Here is an 18,637-nt window from a genome sequence, read left to right on the forward strand (position 1 = left end):
CTAGGCGGCGTGGGCGCCTGTGGTGGGGGCCTCCGCGTACGCCTGCGCGGCGGGGCGTGTCGCCACGGGCGCGGCCACGGGCCACTCCGGCGGAGCCGACACGGCGGCGGCCGCCGCGCAGGAGGCGAGCAGGTCCCGCATGGGTACGTCGGAGGGCGACGGGTGGGGGTGCGGCGGCTGCGGCATGGATGCCTCCTGGGGCTGCGGGGGCAAGCGTGGTCGTAAGTTAGGTAGACCTAACCACCTCTGGACACCATGTGACCACGCGCGGCCCGGCACGCGCAACATTTTCCCGACGCTTTGTCGGAACGTGCCGCCGGGCGCATGGTTGCGCTTACGGATGTCCTCAATCGCCGGACGGGCTGGGTGTGCCGTGGTGACGGCGGCCGGGGCCTCCGCAGACACGTATGCCCGGACTGCGCGTTTTACGACAGCGAGCCCAGGTCCGCGTTCGCCCATCGCTTTCCCACGCCCGTCAGGGTGACCTCGCGGCGTTCGTCGTCCGTGTCCCCGACCACGCGGTCGATCAGGACGTGGAGCCGGTCGTCCGACAGTTCCTCGACCTTGCCCTCGCCCCACTCCACGACCACCACCGAGTCGGGCAGCGAGACGTCCAGGTCGAGATCCTCCATCTCGTCCAGGCCCCCGCCGAGCCGGTACGCGTCGACGTGGACCAGGGCCGGGCCGTCCACCAGGGACGGGTGCACGCGGGCGATCACGAAGGTCGGGGAGGTCACGGCTCCCCGGACCCCGAGCCCCTCGCCGAGTCCGCGCGTCAGGGTCGTCTTGCCCGCGCCCAGTTCGCCGGTGAGCATGACCAGGTCACCGGGGCGCACCAGGGCGGCGAGGCCCAGGCCCAGTTCGCGCATGCGCTCGGGCGAGTCGACGGTGAGGGTGCGGGTGCGGGTGCGGACGAGCGGGGCGTCACCGGGGCCGCCGGGTCCCGTGGCGGGCTCAGTCGCCCGGCTGTGCGGTCGTTCCATAAGTGCCCACGTTAGTCTCCGCCGGCACCGCGCCGACGCGCGCCAGCAGGTCGGCGAGCCGGTCCGTGACGGCCTCCGGGTGCTCCAGCATCACCAGGTGCCCGGCGTCCGGTACGAGCACCAGCTCCGCGTCCGGCAGCAGGTCGGCGATGGCCTCGCTGTGCGAGCTGGGGGTCACCAGGTCGCTCACCCCGGCCAGGATCAGCGCCGGGACCTCCAGGAAGACGTCCAGCGCGGCCGTCTTGTCGTGGTCGGCGAAGGCCGGGTAGAACTCCGCGACCACGTCGATCGGGGTGCCCTCGATGAGCCGCTCGGCGAACCGTACGACGGCGGGGTCCACGTCCTTCGAGCTGAACGAGTACCGCTTGATCAGCCCCGCGAACAGGTCGGCGGTCGCCCGCCGCCCCCGCTCGACCAGGTCCGCCTGCGAACCGAGCGCCCTGAGCACACCGGGCAGGACCCGGCGGACGGCGTTCACGCCCGCGAGCGGAAGACCGTAGTTGACCTCGCCGAGCCTGCCGCTGGACGTACCGACGAAGGCGGCACCGACCACCCGTTCCCTTATCAGCTCGGGGTACTGGTCGGCGAGAGCCATGATCGTCATGCCGCCCATGGAGTGCCCGACGAGGACGAGCGGCCCTTCGGGCGCCGCCGCGTCGATGACGGCCTTGAGGTCGCGGCCGAGCTGGTCGATGGTGACGGGGACGGCGCCGGGACCCCGCTGGGAGGCTCCGCGCGCGGACCGTCCGTGGCTGCGCTGGTCCCAGTGGACGGTACGGACGAGTCCGCGCAGCGCGGCGCGCTGGAAGTGCCAGGAGTCCTGGTTGAGGCAGTAACCGTGGCTGAAGACGACGGTGACGGGCGCGGGCGTACGCCGTCCGAAGAGCCGGCGCCGCCGGGGCGCGGCGGCGCTCGCGCTGCCCGCCGTGCCGTCCGTCGCCCCCTTCGCTCCCCCCTTGCCCGCCTTGCCGGTCTCCTCGGCCTCCACCTCGTCGGTCTCGTAGTACAGCTCCGTACCGTCGTCGGCGCGGGCCGTGCCCGGGGTGCCGCGCAGACCGCCGTACGGCCCCGACGAGTCGAGCGCGAGCCGCGCCTTCTTGCGCATGCCCCGGCCGACGGTGAGGCGTTCGATCGCCACTCCGGCGGCGGCGCCGGCGGCGATGACGCCTATCGCGGCCCCGGCGACCCCGGCCCGGCGCCAGGTGCCGGTCGCGGCCGAGGTGAGGGTGGCGACTTCCCGCGCCACGTCGCCGGCCGCGCTGCTCTCGGTCACCGTGCGCTCCTCGCGGTCGTCTCGCTGTCTTGTCTCTCGTCGACATAGACGCGGGGAACGCGCGCGCCGATGCGGGTGACGATCTCGTACGCGATGGTCCCGGCGGCCTCGGCCCAGTCCTCGGCCGTCGGCTCACCGCGATCGCCGGGGCCGAAGAGGACGGCGGGGGTGCCGGGCTCGACGACGTCGTCGCCGAGGTCGACGACGAACTGGTCCATGGCGACTCGCCCGGCGACACGCCGCCAGGGGGTGCCCTTCCCTCCTGCCCCGCCGCCCTCGCCGACCAGCACGGGCCCACGGCCGGAGGCGTGCCGGGGGACGCCGTCGGCGTACCCGAGGGGCACGAGGCCGAGGTTGGTCCGCTGAGGGGTGACGTAGTGATGGCCGTAACTGACGCCGTGGCCCTCGGGGACCTGCTTGACCAGGGCGACGGAGGCGGAGAGCGTCATGACGGGCCGCAGGCCGAAGTCCTGGGGGGTGCCGAGCGCGGGGCTGGGGGAGATGCCGTACATCGCGATGCCGGTCCGTACGAGATCGAAGTGCGAGTCGGGGAGGGTGAGGGTGGCCGGGGAGTTGGCGATGTGCCGTACTTCCGGCTCGATGCCTTCCTTCTCGGCGTACGCGAGCATCTCGTGGAAGAGGTCGAGCTGCGCGCCGATGGAGGGATGACCGGGCTCGTCGGCGCAGGCGAAGTGGGACCACAGGCCGGTGACACGGACCTGGCCGGCGTCCTGGGCGGCGAGGGCGGCGGCGACGAGGGCGGGCCAGTCGGCGGGCTGGCAGCCGTTGCGGCCGAGGCCGGTGTCGGCCTTGAGCTGGATACGGGCGGGCCGCCCGGCCTCCCGGGCGGCGGCGGCCACCTCGCGCAGGGCCCACATCCCGCTGACCCCCATGTCGAGGTCGGCTTCGATACCGGCGCGCCAGGGGTCGCCGGGGGTCCAGAGCCAGCACAGGATGCGACCGCGGATCCCAGCGGCCCGCAGGCCGAGTGCCTCCTGCGGGGTGGCGGTCCCGAGCCACCGGGCACCGGCTTCGAGCGCGGCCCGGGCGACGGGCACCATCCCATGCCCGTACGCGTCGGACTTCACGACGGCCATCAGGGCAGCACCGGGCTGAGCACGGTCCCGAAGCGCTCGCACGTTGCCCCGCAGGGCACCGAGATCGATCTCGGCACGGGCGCGGGGGGGTGGGGGGGCGTCGCGGGGTGGGTCGTGTGGCTGATGCTGTGGCTGGTCGTGTGGCGCCTGAATGTTTCCGGTCATCAGGGCCAGTCTCTCAGAGCGGGGGGCTGTGGGGGTTGAGGTGGGATGGTTGGGTGCGGGTTGGGGTGGGGGGTGGTTGGGGTCGGACGGGCGGTGCGGGTTCAGGCCGAGGGGTAGTCGGGTGTGGCCGGGTTGTGTGGTGCGGGTGGGGCCGCCCCTTGGTGTTGATTGTCGCGGGTCCGGTCCGGGCGTCAAGGGCGCTCCTGCGGAGCGTCGGCTTCGCCGATTGCGCTGCGCTTAACCCTTGACCCCCGGCCCGGACCCGCAAGTGCAGGCAGAGGGGGGCGGCCCGGGGAAAGGTCCCCCGGGGGGCCTGTTTGTTGTCGGGGTTTCGTCGCGGGCTGCGGCTCTCGGCGTGGGTTTGCGCACGACTTGAATGGGGCGGTGACGGGTCGGCTTAGCGGCTGACGGCTGTCTGTTGGTGGGCGTGCAGGCACCGTGTCTGAGATTCGTGGTCAACTGCGGCGGCCGGACCGGGGGCCTTTCATCCCGGCGGCCAATGTGCCCCATTTGGCTGGGTTTTGAGGTCCGGCGGGGGCCTCTTTCCCCGGGTCTTGTGTCCTAAGGGGCTCTGACGACCCACATCCGGCCGAAACGGGCCGGACGGCCGTCCCGGCAATCACCTTCCGCCCCACCACCCACTCAGCTCGGGTGTGGCGGCCTCGTGCGGGCCGGTGGGTGGCAGCCGACCGCCAAGGCCGCGCATCACCCCACCCCAGCAAGGGAATATGCCCCATTTGCCCTGACTTTGAGGACTCCTGAGGGCTCTTCCCACCCGGTCTTGTGTCCTGTGTTTCGTTAACGGGCTCTCAGAGCACACAACCCACCGAAACAGGCCCGACAACCACCCCACCCGGCCACGTCCGCCCCACCACCCACTCACCCCAGACACGGTGCTTGCGCACCGGCCAACAGACGGCCTTCCAGCCGCTAAGCCGAGTCGCCACCGCCCCATTCAAGTGGTGCGCAAAACCCCGCCGAGAGCCGCAGCCCGCGACGAAACCCCAACAGCAAACAAGCCCCCGGGGGACCTTCCCCCGGGCCGCCCCCCTCAGCTGCACTTGCGGGGCCGGGGTGGGAGTCAAGGGTGAAGCGAAGCGCAATCGGCGAAGCCGACGCGACGCAGGAGCGCCCTTGACGCCCACCCCGGCCCCGCGACAATCAACAACCAGGGCGGCCCCACGCCGACCAATACAAGACCGGTGCCCCCGACTACCCCTCGGTCTGAACCCGCACATGAAATCGTCACCCCCCCTGCACACTCCGCCAAGCCTCCCGCACCCCCTCCGCCACCTCGTGCGCCGCCACCGGCGCTCCCCGGGACGCCAGGCGTCCCGCCAGGCCGTGCAGATATGCCGCCGCCGATGCCGCGTCCCTTGTCTCCAGGCCCGACGCCAGCAGTGAACCCGCCAGGCCCGACAGCACGTCGCCGCTGCCCGCCGTCGCCAGCCAGGGCGTGCCCGTCGGGTTCACCCGTACCGGCACCGACCCGTCCGGCGACGCGATCAGCGTCGTCGAGCCCTTGAGCAGCACCGTCGCGCCGTACCGTGCCGCCAGTTCCCGTACCGCCGCCAGCCGGCCCGACTCCACCTCCGCCCGGTCCACCCCCAGCAGCGCCGCCGCCTCCCCCGCGTGCGGGGTGAGCAGGGTCGGCGCGGTGCGCGCCCGTACCGTCGCCGGGTCCAGCAGCCGCAAGCCGTCCGCGTCGACCAGGACCGGGACGTCCGACGCCAGGACGTCCGCCACGCCCGGGCCGTCGCCCAGCCCCGGGCCCACCGCCCACGCCTGCACCCGGCCCGCCTTCGACGGCGGGCCGTCGTGCACCAGCGTCTCCGGGTAGCGGGCGATCACCGCGTCGCCGCCAGGCCCCACGTACCGCACCGCCCCCGCACCGCCCCGCAGCGCACCCGCCACCGCCAGCACCGCCGCACCCGGATACCTCGCGGAACCGGCCACAATCCCGACCACCCCCCGCCGGTACTTGTCGCTCTCGCCCGTCGGTTCCGGCAACAGCCGCGCCACGTCCGCGTGCTGGAGCGCCTCCAACTCCGGTACGGACGGCAGGTACGGGCCCAGGCCGATGTCCACCAGCCGCACCGCCCCCGCGTACTCGCGCGCCGGGTCGATCAGCAGCCCCGGCTTGTACGCGCCGAAGGTCACCGTCGCGTCCGCCCGCAGCGCCTCCCCCTTCACCTCCCCGGTGTCCGCCTCCACCCCGCTCGGCAGGTCCACGGCGACGATCACCCCGCTCCCCCCGCGCGCCGCCCGCGCCACCGGCACCGCGTCGGGGCGCAGCCCCCCGTGCCCCCCGATGCCCGTAATACCGTCCAGCACCAGGTCAGCCGCCGCCAGCACCTCGAACGGGTCGTCCACGACCCGTCCGCCCTTCCCCAGCAGCGCCGACAGGCCGCCTTCGTGCGTACGGTCCGGCGCCAGCAGCACCGCCGACACCCGCGCGCCCCTGGCCGCCAGCCGGGCCCCCGCGTACAGCGCGTCGCCGCCGTTGGCGCCGCTCCCGGCGAGGACGACGACCCTGGACCCGTACACCCGCCGCCCCGCCACCGACCCGGGCCCACCACCCAGCAGGTCCGCGCAGGCCGCCGCCAGCCCGGCCGCCGCGCGTTGCATCAGCGCGCCCTCCGGCAGCCGCGCCATCAGCTCCCGCTCGGCGTTCCGTACCGTCTCCACGCTGTAAGCAGTCCGCATAACGCCCCTCTCTCCGTCCACACCCGGGCCGACCGTCCACACCCGGCCCACCCGCCAACGACCTACCCCCGCCCCCGCACCCCCGCCCCCCTCACCCCTCCGCGATCACCACCGCCGAGGCCACCCCCGCGTCATGGCTCAGCGACACGTGCCAGTGCCGTACCCCCAGCTCTGCCGCCCGCGCCGCCACCGTCCCGAGCACGCGCAGCCTCGGCTGCCCGCTCTCCTCGACGTACACCTCCGCGTCGAGCCAGCGCAGCCCCCCGGGCGCGCCCAGCGCCTTCGCCACGGCCTCCTTCGCGGCGAACCGCGCCGCGAGGGACGCCGTACCGCGCCGCTCACCGCTCGGCAGCAGCAACTCCCGCTCCGAGAAGAGCCGTTCGACCATCTGGGGGGTACGCAGCAGCGACTCCCCGAACCGGTCGATCTCCGCGACGTCGATCCCCACCCCGATGATCACCCTGAACCCACTCCCTCACTCACGTACTCACGTACTCACTCGCTCACTCCACCGTCACCGACTTCGCCAGGTTCCGCGGCTGGTCCACCTCGTTGCCCCGCGCCGTCGCCAGCTCGCACGCGAACACCTGCAACGGCACGGTCGCGACCAAGGGTTGCAGCAGCGTCGGCGTCACCGGGACGCGGATCAGGTGGTCCGCGTACGGTGCCACCGCCTCGTCCCCCTCCTCCGCGATCACGATCGTGCGCGCTCCCCTGGCCCGGATCTCCTGGATGTTCGACACGATCTTGTCGTGCAGCACCGACCTGCCGCGCGGCGAGGGTACGACGACCACCACCGGCAGGTCCTCCTCGATCAGCGCGATCGGGCCGTGCTTCAACTCGCCCGCCGCGAACCCCTCGGCGTGCATGTACGCCAGCTCCTTCAGCTTGAGCGCACCCTCCAGTGCCACCGGGTACCCCACGTGCCGCCCCAGGAACAGCACCGTCTTCTTGTCCTTGAGCGAGCGCGCCAGCTCCCGTACCGGCTCCATCGTCTCCAGGACCCGTTCCACCTCGCCCGAGATGTGCGACAGGTCCCGTACCACCGCCCGGATCTCGTCGCCCCACTTCGTCCCGCGCGACTGCCCCAGGTACAGCGCCACCAGGTAGCACGCCACCAGCTGCGTGAGGAACGCCTTCGTGGACGCCACGGCGACCTCGGGGCCCGCGTGCGTGTACAGGACCGCGTCCGACTCCCTCGGGATGGTCGAGCCGTTCGTGTTGCAGATCGCCAGCACCTTCGCGCCCTGCTCCCGGGCGTGCCGCAGCGCCATCAGCGTGTCCATCGTCTCGCCGGACTGCGAGATGGCGATCACCAGCGTCCGCCGGTCCAGGATCGGGTCGCGGTAGCGGAACTCGCTCGCCAGCTCCACCTCGCAGGGGATCCGGGTCCAGTGCTCGATGGCGTACTTCGCGATCAGCCCGGCGTGGAACGCCGTCCCGCACGCCACGATGACGACCTTGTCCGCCTCCCGCAGCACCTCCGCCGGGATCCGTACCTCGTCCAGCGACAGCTGTCCCTCGCCGTCGATACGTCCCAGCAGCGTGTCCGCGACCGCCTTCGGCTGCTCGGCGATCTCCTTGAGCATGAAGGACTCGTAGCCGGCCTTCTCGGCCGCCGAGGCGTCCCAGTCGATGTGGTACGCGTGGGTCTCGGCCGGTGCGCCGTGGAAGTCCGTCACCGTCACGCCGTCCCTGCGCAGCTCGACCACCTGGTCCTGGCCCAGTTCGATCGCCGAGCGGGTGTGGGCGATGAAGGCCGCGACGTCCGAGGCGAGGAAGGCCTCGCCGTCACCCACCCCCACCACCAGCGGGGAGTTGCGCCGCGCGCCCACCACTACGTCCGGCTCGTCCGCGTGTACGGCGACGAGGGTGAAGGCGCCGTCCAGCCGCCGGCACACCTGGCGCAGGGAGTCCGCCAGGTCGCCGCAGGCCGAGAACGCCTCGGCGAGCAGGTGCGCGACGACCTCGGTGTCCGTCTCGGACTCCAGGCCGTGGCCGCGGTCGGTCAGTTCGGCGCGCAGGGCGGCGAAGTTCTCGATGATCCCGTTGTGGACGACGGCAACCCGCCCCGCGTTGTCCAGGTGGGGGTGGGCGTTGAGGTCCGTCGGGCCGCCGTGGGTGGCCCACCGGGTGTGCCCGATGCCGGTGGCGCCGCTCGGCAGCGGCTGTTCCGCGAGCGACTTCTCCAGGTTGACGAGCTTGCCGGCCTTCTTCGACATGGCGAGCCCGCCGTCCGCGAGCACCGCGACCCCGGCCGAGTCATAGCCCCGGTATTCGAGTCGTTTGAGGCCCGCGACGACCACATCGAGCGCCGACTGACCACCGACATATCCCACAATTCCACACATGTCGGCAGCCTAAGGCGCGGGACGCCACGCCCCGCGCAACCAGGCCCGTACGGTGGCCCCGGCCTTGTCCGCCGGCCGCTCGCGCCCCGGCCGCTCGCACCCCGGCCCCGCGCACACCCCCGCCTTGTCGCTGCCGCCACCACCGCATTGAATGGGGCTTCGTGACACTTCGTACGCTGATCGCCCTGCCCCGGATGCTCCGCCACGGCGCCACCGTCGGCGCGGACCTGCCGCCGGACACGGCCGTCGCCCTCGACCCGGTCCACCCGAACCTGCGCGACGCGCTCCGGGCGGCGGCGGGCGGGGACCACGGGCCCGCGCGGGACGTGCTGGCGGCCACCCGGCGGGGCGCGGAGTGGGAGCGGCGCGGTATTTTCGTACCGCAGCTGGCCAGGAACGCCCTGCACCACCGCGGCTGGCTGGACGCCTGGCTGGCCGAGGCGCCGGAGGATCCGGACGCGGTGCTGGTCAAGGCGGAGCTGTGCGTGGCGCAGGCCTGGGAGATACGGACCGGGTCGCGCGCCCAGGACGTGTCCAGGGACCAGTTCCAGGCGTTCTTCGCGCTGCTGGACGACGCGGTCCCGGTGATCAGTACGGCGGCCGAGCTGAACCCCGCCGACCCCGTGCCGTGGCAGATCGCGCTCACGCACGCGACGGGCAGTCAGGCGCCGCGCGAGGTCTTCGCCGCGTACTGGGCGGAGGCGACGGCCCGCGCCCCGCACCACTACGGCTGCCACCGCGCGGCGCTCCAGTACCTGTGCGAGAAGTGGCACGGCTCGCACGAGGAGATGTTCGACTTCGCGGAACAGGCGGCGGCGGAGGCGCTGCCCGGCTCGCAGCTGCACGCGCTGCCGCTGCTGGCGGCGGTCGAGTACGAGGTGGCGGCGCACCCCACGACGTCCGCCGCGACGGCCGACACCGCGCTCGGCGCGCCCCGCAACCGCCCTGTCCCCGCCGTCACCCTCCACGGCACCCCCACCCCGCCCGGCGCCGCCCGGGCCCCGGCCCGCGCCCGCGTCCACGCCGCGACGGAACGGGCCCTGGCCCTGTCGGACGCCCACGCGGCGGGCGATCCGGAGGCGGCGACCTTACGCAACCACCTGGCCCTGGCGCTGATCCTGGCCGGGCGGCACGCGGAGGCGCTGGAGCAGTTCCGGCGGATCGGCACGCACGCGACGGAGCTTCCGTGGGCGTACTTCGGGGACGCGCGGGAGGAGTTCCTGGACTTTCGCCGGGGGGTACGGATGGAGGTCGCGGCGCGCGTCAAGTTCTTCTCGACCCCCGTACCGCCGCCGCTTCCCGCCGCCCCGGACGCCACCACCACGCCCGGCCCACCCGCCACCTTTTCCCTCGCCGTCGCCGCCGCGCCGCCGCACAAGGTCGCGGAGGCGGCGCTGCTCTGCGGGGTCCCCCTGCGGATCGCGCCGGCCGCCGACGGCGCCATGTCGTACGTCGAGCTGGCCGCGAACGCCGCCCCGGGGCGGCGCGCCCGGCTCCTCGGCGAGGAGGGGCTCACCGCCGCGGCCGACACCTTCACCACGGGCGAGCGCTGGCCGGCCCTCGTCCTCCACCGCACCGGCGACCGCCACGGCTTCACCCTCCTCCGCAAGGGCAAGAAGGTGGCCGCCCACGAGTGGGACGAAGCGGCCCCGGTCCCCGACCAGGCGACGGCGGCGGCCACGGCGGCGGCCCTCGCCAAGGCGTACGGCGTCGCCGACCCGCGCCCCCTCACCGCCCTCCTGCGCGGCGCCAACGCCCCGGCGGAGCGGCAGCGGACCCTGGTGGGGCTGCTGGGCCTGCCCCCGCTCCCCGAGTCCTTCGGCACCCGGCCCGAAGCCCTCACCGGGCTGGCGGACGCCCATGTCCTGGTCAGCCGGGGCCTGTTGACGGGCATCAGGGAGTCCCTGGCGTCGGCGACCTCGTCCGGCGCCGGGAGCGCGCAGGCGCGCGGGCGCGCTTCCCTTGCCGCCTTTCCCCGTACCGCGTTTCCGCGCGCCGACGTTCCCCGCGCCGCTTTTCCCCGCCCCCGGCTCTGGTGGCTCCTCCACGTCCTGGGCCTGTGCCTCGCCGTCCCCGCCGCGGCCTACGCCTGGTGGGCCCCGGACATCGGCCCCTTCCGGGCGGTCAGCTCCACGATCGCCGCGCTCTGGCTGACGGCCCGCGTCACCCGCGCCTGGCGCCAGCGCCGGGGGCGCGGCTGACGGGGGCGGGGCGCCGGGCAACGGGCGACGGGCGACGAGGCCCTGGGGCCCGTACCCGACGCACCCCCACCCGGGCCCACTCCGACGCATCCCCACCCGGGCCCACCCCGACCCACCCCCGCCGCCTCACCCGAGCCCGCCCCCGAAAACTCCCCGACCCTCTGTCAGTCCCCGGTGCTAACCTGCGCCTTCACCTCACGCACACATCGTGGGGACCCCGTTCCCAGGGCCGTACGCGAGGCGCGCCTTCTTCCGCCCCGCCGTCCGCCGACCCCCCGTACCGAGGACCGTCATGCCTCAAGCCGAGCCACTGGCTCGCCCCCAGTTCCATCCGTACGCCGCCATACCGGCGCTCGTGCCGCTGCGCACCGCCGCCCGGGCCGGCGACCTGCCCGCCGTGGAGAGCTTCTTCGACGGGCTCACCGACGAGGACGACCGCGCGTACGCCTCCGCCCTCCTCGCGGACCTGACCGGCACGGAGAAGCTGTTCGAGCGGATCGAGGCCGAGGGGTCCGACGCCCCGCTCCCCCGGACCCTCCTCGCCCACCGCCAGGTGGTCATCGGCTGGAACATCCGCAGCGGGGCCCGCGCCCAGCACGTGTCCCGCCGGCAGTTCGACCAGTTCCACGCCTGGCTCCGCAAGGCCGAGCAGCTCCTGATCGACGTCTGCGCCGAGCACCCCGAGTTCGCCCTGGCCTGGTCCGTACGCCTGACCACCGCGCGCGGCCTGGAGCTGGGCCAGAGCGAGGCGCGCCGCCGCTACGACCGGCTCGCCGAGCACCACCCCCACCACCTCGCCGCCCAGAACTCGCTGCTCCAGCAGCTGTGCCCCAAGTGGGGAGGGACCTGGGAGGCCGCGCACGGCTTCGCCCGGGAGCGCGCCGCCGCCGCGCCGGCGGGGAGCGACGCGGGCGTCCTGGTCGCGGCGGTCCACATCGAGCACTGGCTCGACCTGCCCTCGGGCGACGACGCCCGCTACCTCACGTCGGCGGACGTGCGGGACGAACTGGTCGCGGCGGCCGCCGCGTCCGTACTCCACCCCGGCCACCGGCCGACGTTCCGGTCGGTCGAGGCGCACAACCACTTCGCGATGGTGTTCTCGACGGCCGGCGAACACGCCCTGGCCGCCCCGCACTTCCGCGCGATCGGCAACAACGCGACCGAACGCCCGTGGACGTATCTGGGCGACCAGGACGCCGCGTTCACGAAGCACCGCACGCTCGCACTGGCGAAGGGCTGACCCAATGACGCAGCACACCCCCGCCCCGGTGACCGCCGTCACCACGGACACCGCCGTCACCACGGACACCGCCGTCACCACGGACACCGGCGTCACGACGGACACCCCCGCCCCCACCGCCGCTCCCGCCGGCGTCACCGGCGGCGACCCCGGCATCCGCCTCACCGAGGTCGACGGCGTCCGGACACTCCTGGCCGCCGGCAGCGGCGAGATCACCGCCGGGCTGGTCTTCCGCGTGGGCGCCGCCGACGAGACGTACGCCACCTCCGGCATCACCCACCTGGTCGAGCACCTGGCCCTCTTCCGCCACGGCGTGTCCGACCTGCACTACAACGGCGCCACCGCCACCACGTACACGATCTTCCACGCCACGGGCACGGCCGACGAGGTCGTCACGTACCTCAACGGCGTCTGCGAGGCGCTGCGCGACCTCCCGCTGGAGCGGCTGGAGACCGAGCGCGAGATCCTCCGCACGGAGGCGGCGGGCCGCACCTACGGCCCCAACCACCAGCTGCCGCTGTGGCGTTACGGTGCCCAGGGGTACGGCCTCGTGAGCTACACCGAGCTGGGCGCCTGGCACCTGACGGCCGAGGCCGTACGGGACTGGGCCGCGACCCGCTTCACCCGCGACAACGCGGTCCTGTGGATCACCAGCGACACCGTGCCGGACGGACTGCGGCTCGACCTCCCCTCCGGGCCGCGCCACCCGATGCCGCCCGTCACCTCCGCGCTGCCCGTCACCCCGGCCTACATCAGCGGCGAGGACGGGGGTGTCGTCATGGACGGCATCGTCCGGCGCTCCTCCGCGGCCTCGCTCTTCGCCGAGGTCCTGGGCCGGGCCCTCTACACGGACCTGCGCCAGAAGGGCGGCTACTCGTACGCCACCGCCGGGCACTACAGCCCGCGCGACGCGGACTTCGCCACCATCACGGCCTACGCCGACGCGCTCCCGCAGAAGCAGGACGCCGTGGTCGGCGGCTTTGTCGACGTCCTCGCCCGGCTCCGGGCCGGCCGCATCGAGCAGGCGGAGCTGGACGCGGCGCGCAACAAGGCCCTCAAGCAGTTCGACCAGCCCGACGCGCACGCCGCGAGCCTGCCCTCGTACGCGCTGAACCTGCTGGTCGACCACCCCAACTCGACCAAGGACGAATACCGCGCCGGGCTGGCCGCCGTCACCGTGGACGACCTGCGCGACGTCGCCCGCGAGCTGCACGCCACGGCCCTGCTGGAGGTCCCCGGCCGGGGCGCCGACTGGGCGGGCTTCACCGAGGCGCCGCAGTTCTCGCCGGAGACCGACCGCCTCACCGGGACCCGCCACCAGTCGCACGACGACAAGAGCGCGGTGCTGACGGTGGCGGCCGGAGGGGTCAGTTTCAGCCGCCCCGCCGGGGTGATCACCATCCGGTACGACCAGTGCGCCGCGATGGTCGCCCACCCGGACGGCGGCCGCCGCCTCACCGGCCTCGACGGCTTCCAGATCGCCGTGGAGCCCACGCTCTACGCGGGCCTGACCCCGGACAGGATCGCGGCGATCGACGCCGGGGTTCCGGCCTCGGCGGTGGTACGGGCGCCGGAGCGGGCACCGGAACGGATCCCGCAGCCGCGGCCGGCGTCCGGAACGGCGGCACGCCGGACCCGGACCAGCGCGTGGCGCCGCGTCCCCGCGCCGTTCCTGAAGCTGGGCGTGAACGCGGCCTACGTCGTCACCCTGTTCTTCGGCCTGCGCGCCGTCACGCTGACCTGGACGGTCGAGCCGAGGCCGGGCACCGCGTTCGTCGTCCTCCACTGGCTCCTGCTGGGCGGCTCGCTGGCCCTCACTCAAGTCCTGCGCACGGCGCTCGCCACCCGGGAGACCCCCGGGTGATCCCGTGCGTGACAATGGCCGAATGATCACCCCCTATGTCGATCTCAGCCGGGCCGAATGGAGCGCCCTGCGGGACAAGACACCGCTGCCGCTCACCGCCGAGGAGGTCGAGCGGCTGCGGGGGCTCGGGGACGTCATCGACCTCGACGAGGTGCGGGACGTCTACCTGCCGCTCTCCCGGCTGCTGAATCTGTACGTCAAGGCCACGGCCGAGCTGCGCGGCGCGCTCAACACGTTCCTCGGGGACGCGGGCAACGGGCACGGCGCGCAGCGCGGCACGCCATTCGTCATAGGGGTGGCCGGAAGTGTCGCCGTCGGGAAGTCCACCGTGGCGCGCCTCCTCCAGGCGCTGCTCGCCCGCTGGCCCGAGCACCCCCGCGTCGAGCGGGTGACGACCGACGGCTTCCTGCTGCCGATGAAGGAGCTGGAGGCGCGGGGGCTGATGGCGCGCAAAGGCTTCCCGGAGTCGTACGACCGCCGCGCCCTGACCCGCTTCGTCGCCGACGTGAAGGCGGGGAAGGACGAGGTCACGGCGCCCGTCTACTCGCACCTGATCTACGACATCGTGCCGGGCGAGGTGCTGACCGTACGGCGCCCGGACATCCTGATCGTGGAGGGCATCAACGTCCTCCAGCCGGCGCTCCCCGGCAAGGACGGCAGGACACGGGTCGGGCTCGCCGACTACTTCGACTTCAGTGTGTACGTGGACGCCCGCGCCGAGGACATCGAGAGCTGGTACCTGAACCGCTTCCGCAAACTGCGCGAGACCGCGTTCCAGGACCCCTCCTCGTACTTCCGCAAGTACACGCAGGTGTCGGAGGAGGAGTCGCTGGACTACGCACGCACGATGTGGCGGACCGTCAACCAACCGAACCTGCTGGAAAACGTCGCCCCGACCCGGGGCCGCGCCACCCTGATCGTCCGCAAGGGCCAGGACCACAAGGTCCAACGCCTCTCCCTACGCAAACTCTGACGCCCCCCGGGCCCGGATTGGATCGCCCCGGTCGCCGGCCTCCTGCGCGCTGAGCCCGTGCCACGGCCGGGGCATTTCTACCGCTATGCGGCAGGGTACGTACCGCCGATCGGTGCGCGGTAGAAGCCGCAGACACGCCTGGGGTGGCCTTTTCTGTACGAGCTACTCAAGGGCTTCGACGCGTAGGAAACTCCTTGAAGAAGACGAAGCAGCACTACCAGAATTGACCCATGACGTACGGACCGGAGCAGCCGTGGTTCCTTGAACACCTTGTGCAGTACATGGATTCGGACAACGACCAGCCCGAGCTCAAGCAGCTCGGCCTCGCCATGTCGCTCCTCCACTACGCCGTCCACGCACAGCAAAAGTTCCCGTACGAGACCACCTTCTCCAACGACATGGCAAGTGCAGCATGCATGGCACAGGCCCTCGAGCAGCTTGAGGCCGCCACGGTGATGCTCTCCTACGGTTTCTATGGCGTTGTACGCAATATCCTGCGCTCTGCGTACGAGTCGGCAGGCTTGGGCCGCACTCTCGCAAAGGATCCCGTGATGGCGGACAAGTGGCTTCGCAAGGATCAGTGGTGGCCCGACGGCAAGGTCCGGCAGTGGCTCGCGGACAACCGCGTTGTCTCGGACGACGAAGTGCAGCTCTACCGGAACTACTACAAAGAGGCCAGTGCGTGGACGCATCCGACCGCGACATCCTGCATGGCCCAGTTCACCCCGGCTGAGACGGGACTGATCCTCAGGCGCGGCACACCATTCGACGCCGAAAAGTCCCGTGCGATGACCGCCGAGATCGCCGTAACCGCCGTTTTCGTCTGCTTCGCCCTGCGCAACAGCGTCGTGGATGAGACGGCCATCGATCCGCAGTGGCGCCGCGACCTGTACAAACTCGCCCGAGAGCAATCCGGCGAAGCCGAACCCCATCTTGACCGAGATTGGACGAGCGAACAGGAAAAGTACGACGCGGTAATGGCCCGGCTCCAAGACGTGAGCCGGCTCGACGAGGTGCTCAACACCCATCCTCGCTCATGGAGAAATCTGGCCTCATCCGACGACACGTCATCAAGCGGCACCGCGGAGCAGGAAGAGGGTGCCGGCACGTGAGGGCGGTCCCGCAGGAAGTGGGTGAGACCCCTCCGTATGGTCGGCCGGCGCGATGCTCGGCCCTGAGAGCAGCTCGGGGCAATGCGCCTGAGACGGTCATCGTCCCAGTGGCCCTGCGGGGGCGGAGCATTGGGGCCGCAAGGTAGAGGCGATCCGCTTCGCGGACGAGCCCTTGGCAGACATCGAGCTCAAGCCGTTGAAGGCGTACATACCCGTGGTCGGCAGCGTTGCCGTCGGTTCGGTCAGACCGGCGTGTGCCCGACGACCAAGAGGTGGGAGTTGGCAGCGAGGAGTTCAGGGTAGGGCTCGGCAAGGCGGGCTGCGGTCAGGGCGGACTGGAAGAGGTCTTCGCTCGGCGGGGCGCCTGTGGATGTTTCAACGGCTTTGAGGAGGGACCCGGTGGGGCCTTCGATGCCGAACACTTGGACGTCCCGGAGTCCTGCGGCACGTGCTTCCGCGGCAAGTTCTTCCGCCCGGTGGAAGTAGGAGACGGTGAAGCCACGCCGGCCGTCATAGGTGGCGGTGGCGAGGATGTCCGTGATCGAGTCCCGCAGGCGTTGGGTGTGCAGTTGCGCCAGGGCGGTGTGTTCGAAGAGAGAGGAGTAGCGGTTGATCGCCGCCGCCGCGACGAGGCCCCCGGGGCGCGCGACGCGGACGGCCTCGCGGAGTGCTCGCAGGCGGTCCTCGCGCTCAGGCAGGTGGTAGAGCGGGCCCAGGAGTGTCACGACGTCGTACGAAGAATCCTTCGCGTCGAGGCTACGGGCGTCACCGAGATCGGCCGGGCAGATGTCGCGCGCCTGCTCCACGTGCCGTACGACCGGGTCGACGAGCCGCACCTCGTAGCCGTCCGCCACCAGCCAGCGGGCGTGCACTCCCGTTCCGCCTCCGACGTCGAGGACGCGCGCGGGCGCCTCGGGCAAGAAGCGCCGCAGCAGCTCCCGCGTGCGCAGCAGTTCGAGTCTTCCGTCGGCGGAAGAAGTCAATCGGCCCCCTTCGTCGAAGAGGCGGGTGTAGAACGTGATGACCTCGGGTGCCAGTTCGGGGGACGCCATCCCGGCAGTATCCTCTGCACCGGTGGACCAGTCCAGGTGTCCGTTCGACGACCCCACGAGGAGCCATGGCACTGCTGAAGTACGAAGAGATCGCGGAATCCCTGCGGGTCCGGATGGCGAACGGTGAGTTCCCACCGGGAGCGATGCTTCCGTCGGGCCGCGATCTTGCCGAGCAGTGGCAGGTCTCGCGCGCCACCGTCGTCAAAGCCATGGACGTCCTGCGCAACGACGGCGTGGTCGAGGCCCGGCAAGGTTCCGGCTTCGTGGTAACCGAAACGGCCCTGGCACGTCCCGCCGGCAACCGGAGGTCAGGCGACGCGCGGGTGGCCGGCGGCATGCCTTTCACCCGGGTTGGCAGCCCCGAACGCGCCACTCCGCCCGCCCGCGTCGCCACCGCCCTCCACCTGTCCGACGGCGCGACGGCGCTGCGCCGCTCACGGCTGATGCAGCTCCCCGACGGAACCCCGCACAGCTACGTCGAAGCGTGGTTCCCGCCGGACATCGCCGACCGGGCGCCGCGCATGGAACAGCACGCGCCGATCGCCGAAGGAACCACCAGGTACATCAGGCGGCAGACCGGCCGCTGCCCGGCCGAGGGCACCGACGTCACGACGGTGCGGCTCGCCACGGAAACCGAAGCGCGTCTCCTGTCCCTGGAGTTGCCGGCTGTGGTGGCTGTCGTACTGCACACTGCGTACGACCGCGACGGGAACCCGCTGGTCTGCGAGGAAGGCGTCACTCCCGGAACGCTCTGGGAACTGGAAACCACCTACCCGATGTAGCAGCCCGGGCAGACCGGTACGGCGTAGTCCGACAGCCACGGGAAGCGGAAAGTTCAGCCTTGACTGGACCGGTCCACCGGTCCAGTCTATGCCTCATGGCGAGGTGCCATCCAGCGCTGGTCAGCCCTGCGGCTCGTGTTCATCTGTGAAGGTGGGTGGGATCGGAATGTCAGATCACGGTTTTCCCCATGCGGCTGTGCCGCATATCAGCTCGGAGAAAGCGATGCGCGCGACGCGGGGCCCGGTGCCGTTTGTCGCGCGGTGGAGCGGGGAGCGGAAGGGACCGATGCCCGTGGTGTTCCGCCGGGACCGCCGGGGCATTGCCTACGCCGACGAGCGCAGCTTCGACCGCGACGTGCACGGCGTGCTGTGGGAGCGTGCACCCTCCCAACCCGGCCGGGGCGTCCCGCGGTTCGGGAGGGTCCACAGCCTGCGGCAACGGCTGTGCCTGACCGGGTTGCTCTGCCAGGTGTGCGGTGGCCCCGCCGACCGCACCACCGACGGCGTGCTCTGGCTCGTCGACGCCCACCCCGCCGAGCTCCCGCCCACCGGCGAGACCACCGCCCACCCGCCGGTCTGCCGCCCCTGCGCCCGCCTCTCGCTCCGCGCCTGCCCCCGCCTCCGCTCGCACCAGGTAGCCCTACGGGTCCGCCGGTTCCGTCCCGAAGGCGTACGCGGCGCCCTCTACCTCGCCGACCGGAGCGGCCCACGCCTCTACGACGCGCGGACCCTCCCGCTCACCAATCCCCTCGTCCCGTGGCTCGTCGGCAGCCAGCTCCTCGTGGAGCTGATCGACTACACCGTCGTCGACCTCGACGACCGCACCACGTAGGCGTCC

General features: G+C 72.4%; 15 protein-coding genes. 7 read left to right on the forward strand and 8 right to left on the reverse strand.

Features of this window, described 5'->3' with window-relative positions; genetic code table 11:
- The 7 genes from ACIODU_RS21295 to glmS all read right to left on the reverse strand — a co-directional run bounded on the left by ACIODU_RS21295 (position 1) and on the right by glmS (position 8,575).
- Positions 1–186, reverse strand: coding sequence for a hypothetical protein (locus ACIODU_RS21295; protein WP_401769483.1), 186 nt, complete (start codon positions 184–186; stop codon positions 1–3).
- A gap of 239 nt (positions 187–425) precedes the next feature.
- The gene (gene tsaE, locus ACIODU_RS21300) at positions 426–983 is read right to left on the reverse strand and encodes a tRNA (adenosine(37)-N6)-threonylcarbamoyltransferase complex ATPase subunit type 1 TsaE (protein ID WP_401769485.1); all 558 of its coding nucleotides are present in this window, start codon (positions 981–983) and stop codon (positions 426–428) included.
- Entirely contained in the window at positions 955–2,256 is a 1,302-nt protein-coding gene (locus ACIODU_RS21305) for an alpha/beta fold hydrolase (protein WP_401769487.1), read from the reverse strand. Before ACIODU_RS21305 ends, tsaE begins: the two co-directional genes overlap by 29 nt.
- Positions 2,253–3,518, reverse strand: coding sequence for an alanine racemase (alr, locus tag ACIODU_RS21310; protein WP_401769489.1), 1,266 nt, complete (start codon positions 3,516–3,518; stop codon positions 2,253–2,255). Before alr ends, ACIODU_RS21305 begins: the two co-directional genes overlap by 4 nt.
- A gap of 1,245 nt (positions 3,519–4,763) precedes the next feature.
- On the reverse strand, positions 4,764–6,224 hold the full coding sequence (locus tag ACIODU_RS21315) for an NAD(P)H-hydrate dehydratase (protein ID WP_401769490.1): 1,461 nt from the start codon (positions 6,222–6,224) through the stop codon (positions 4,764–4,766).
- 91 nt (positions 6,225–6,315) lie between these two features.
- Complete coding sequence (locus tag ACIODU_RS21320) at positions 6,316–6,684, reverse strand: holo-ACP synthase (protein ID WP_401769492.1); 369 nt, start codon at positions 6,682–6,684, stop codon at positions 6,316–6,318.
- A 43-nt stretch (positions 6,685–6,727) separates the two neighbouring features.
- Entirely contained in the window at positions 6,728–8,575 is a 1,848-nt protein-coding gene (gene glmS, locus ACIODU_RS21325; protein WP_401769494.1) for a glutamine--fructose-6-phosphate transaminase (isomerizing), read from the reverse strand.
- A gap of 161 nt (positions 8,576–8,736) precedes the next feature.
- Between glmS and ACIODU_RS21330 the strand changes: the two genes are divergently transcribed.
- From ACIODU_RS21330 to ACIODU_RS21350, 5 genes are all read left to right on the forward strand, one after another.
- On the forward strand, positions 8,737–10,776 hold the full coding sequence (locus ACIODU_RS21330) for a hypothetical protein (protein WP_401769496.1): 2,040 nt from the start codon (positions 8,737–8,739) through the stop codon (positions 10,774–10,776).
- 292 nt (positions 10,777–11,068) lie between these two features.
- Entirely contained in the window at positions 11,069–12,016 is a 948-nt protein-coding gene (locus ACIODU_RS21335) for a hypothetical protein (protein ID WP_401769498.1), read from the forward strand.
- A gap of 4 nt (positions 12,017–12,020) precedes the next feature.
- On the forward strand, positions 12,021–13,880 hold the full coding sequence (locus ACIODU_RS21340) for a M16 family metallopeptidase (protein WP_401769499.1): 1,860 nt from the start codon (positions 12,021–12,023) through the stop codon (positions 13,878–13,880).
- A 22-nt stretch (positions 13,881–13,902) separates the two neighbouring features.
- Positions 13,903–14,853 carry a type I pantothenate kinase gene (coaA, locus tag ACIODU_RS21345; RefSeq protein WP_356432754.1) on the forward strand — a complete coding sequence of 317 codons (951 nt, stop codon included), beginning with the start codon at positions 13,903–13,905 and terminating at the stop codon, positions 14,851–14,853.
- A gap of 230 nt (positions 14,854–15,083) precedes the next feature.
- The gene (locus ACIODU_RS21350; RefSeq protein ID WP_401769500.1) at positions 15,084–15,965 is read left to right on the forward strand and encodes a hypothetical protein; all 882 of its coding nucleotides are present in this window, start codon (positions 15,084–15,086) and stop codon (positions 15,963–15,965) included.
- Between the two features lie 242 nt (positions 15,966–16,207).
- Here ACIODU_RS21350 and ACIODU_RS21355 read toward each other — a convergent pair whose 3' ends face one another.
- The gene (locus ACIODU_RS21355) at positions 16,208–17,017 is read right to left on the reverse strand and encodes a class I SAM-dependent methyltransferase (RefSeq protein WP_401769501.1); all 810 of its coding nucleotides are present in this window, start codon (positions 17,015–17,017) and stop codon (positions 16,208–16,210) included.
- Between the two features lie 65 nt (positions 17,018–17,082).
- Here ACIODU_RS21355 and ACIODU_RS21360 point away from each other — a divergent pair, with 65 nt between their 5' ends.
- Together ACIODU_RS21360 and ACIODU_RS21365 are read left to right on the forward strand one after the other, a co-directional pair.
- A complete protein-coding gene (locus ACIODU_RS21360) occupies positions 17,083–17,799 on the forward strand; it encodes a GntR family transcriptional regulator (RefSeq protein WP_401769502.1) in 717 nt (238 codons plus the stop codon).
- Positions 17,800–18,085: 286 nt separating this feature from the next.
- On the forward strand, positions 18,086–18,631 hold the full coding sequence (locus tag ACIODU_RS21365) for a hypothetical protein (protein ID WP_401769503.1): 546 nt from the start codon (positions 18,086–18,088) through the stop codon (positions 18,629–18,631).
- The last annotated feature ends 6 nt before the right edge of the window (positions 18,632–18,637 follow it).

The organism is Streptomyces sp. NPDC088261 (genome assembly GCF_044740805.1).
In the GTDB taxonomy this organism is placed as follows: Bacteria; Actinomycetota; Actinomycetes; order Streptomycetales; family Streptomycetaceae; genus Streptomyces.

Coding starts and splice junctions, on each gene's coding strand:
- ACIODU_RS21295 (WP_401769483.1), bottom strand. CDS start 186: ATGCCGCAGCCGCCGCACCCCCACCCGTCGCCCTCCGACGTACCCATG.
- tsaE (WP_401769485.1), bottom strand. CDS start 983: ATGGAACGACCGCACAGCCGGGCGACTGAGCCCGCCACGGGACCCGGC.
- alr (WP_401769489.1), bottom strand. CDS start 3,518: ATGACCGGAAACATTCAGGCGCCACACGACCAGCCACAGCATCAGCCA.
- ACIODU_RS21315 (WP_401769490.1), bottom strand. CDS start 6,224: ATGCGGACTGCTTACAGCGTGGAGACGGTACGGAACGCCGAGCGGGAG.
- glmS (WP_401769494.1), bottom strand. CDS start 8,575: ATGTGTGGAATTGTGGGATATGTCGGTGGTCAGTCGGCGCTCGATGTG.
- ACIODU_RS21335 (WP_401769498.1), top strand. CDS start 11,069: ATGCCTCAAGCCGAGCCACTGGCTCGCCCCCAGTTCCATCCGTACGCC.
- ACIODU_RS21340 (WP_401769499.1), top strand. CDS start 12,021: ATGACGCAGCACACCCCCGCCCCGGTGACCGCCGTCACCACGGACACC.
- coaA (WP_356432754.1), top strand. CDS start 13,903: ATGATCACCCCCTATGTCGATCTCAGCCGGGCCGAATGGAGCGCCCTG.
- ACIODU_RS21350 (WP_401769500.1), top strand. CDS start 15,084: ATGACGTACGGACCGGAGCAGCCGTGGTTCCTTGAACACCTTGTGCAG.
- ACIODU_RS21355 (WP_401769501.1), bottom strand. CDS start 17,017: ATGGCGTCCCCCGAACTGGCACCCGAGGTCATCACGTTCTACACCCGC.
- ACIODU_RS21360 (WP_401769502.1), top strand. CDS start 17,083: ATGGCACTGCTGAAGTACGAAGAGATCGCGGAATCCCTGCGGGTCCGG.
- ACIODU_RS21365 (WP_401769503.1), top strand. CDS start 18,086: ATGCCCGTGGTGTTCCGCCGGGACCGCCGGGGCATTGCCTACGCCGAC.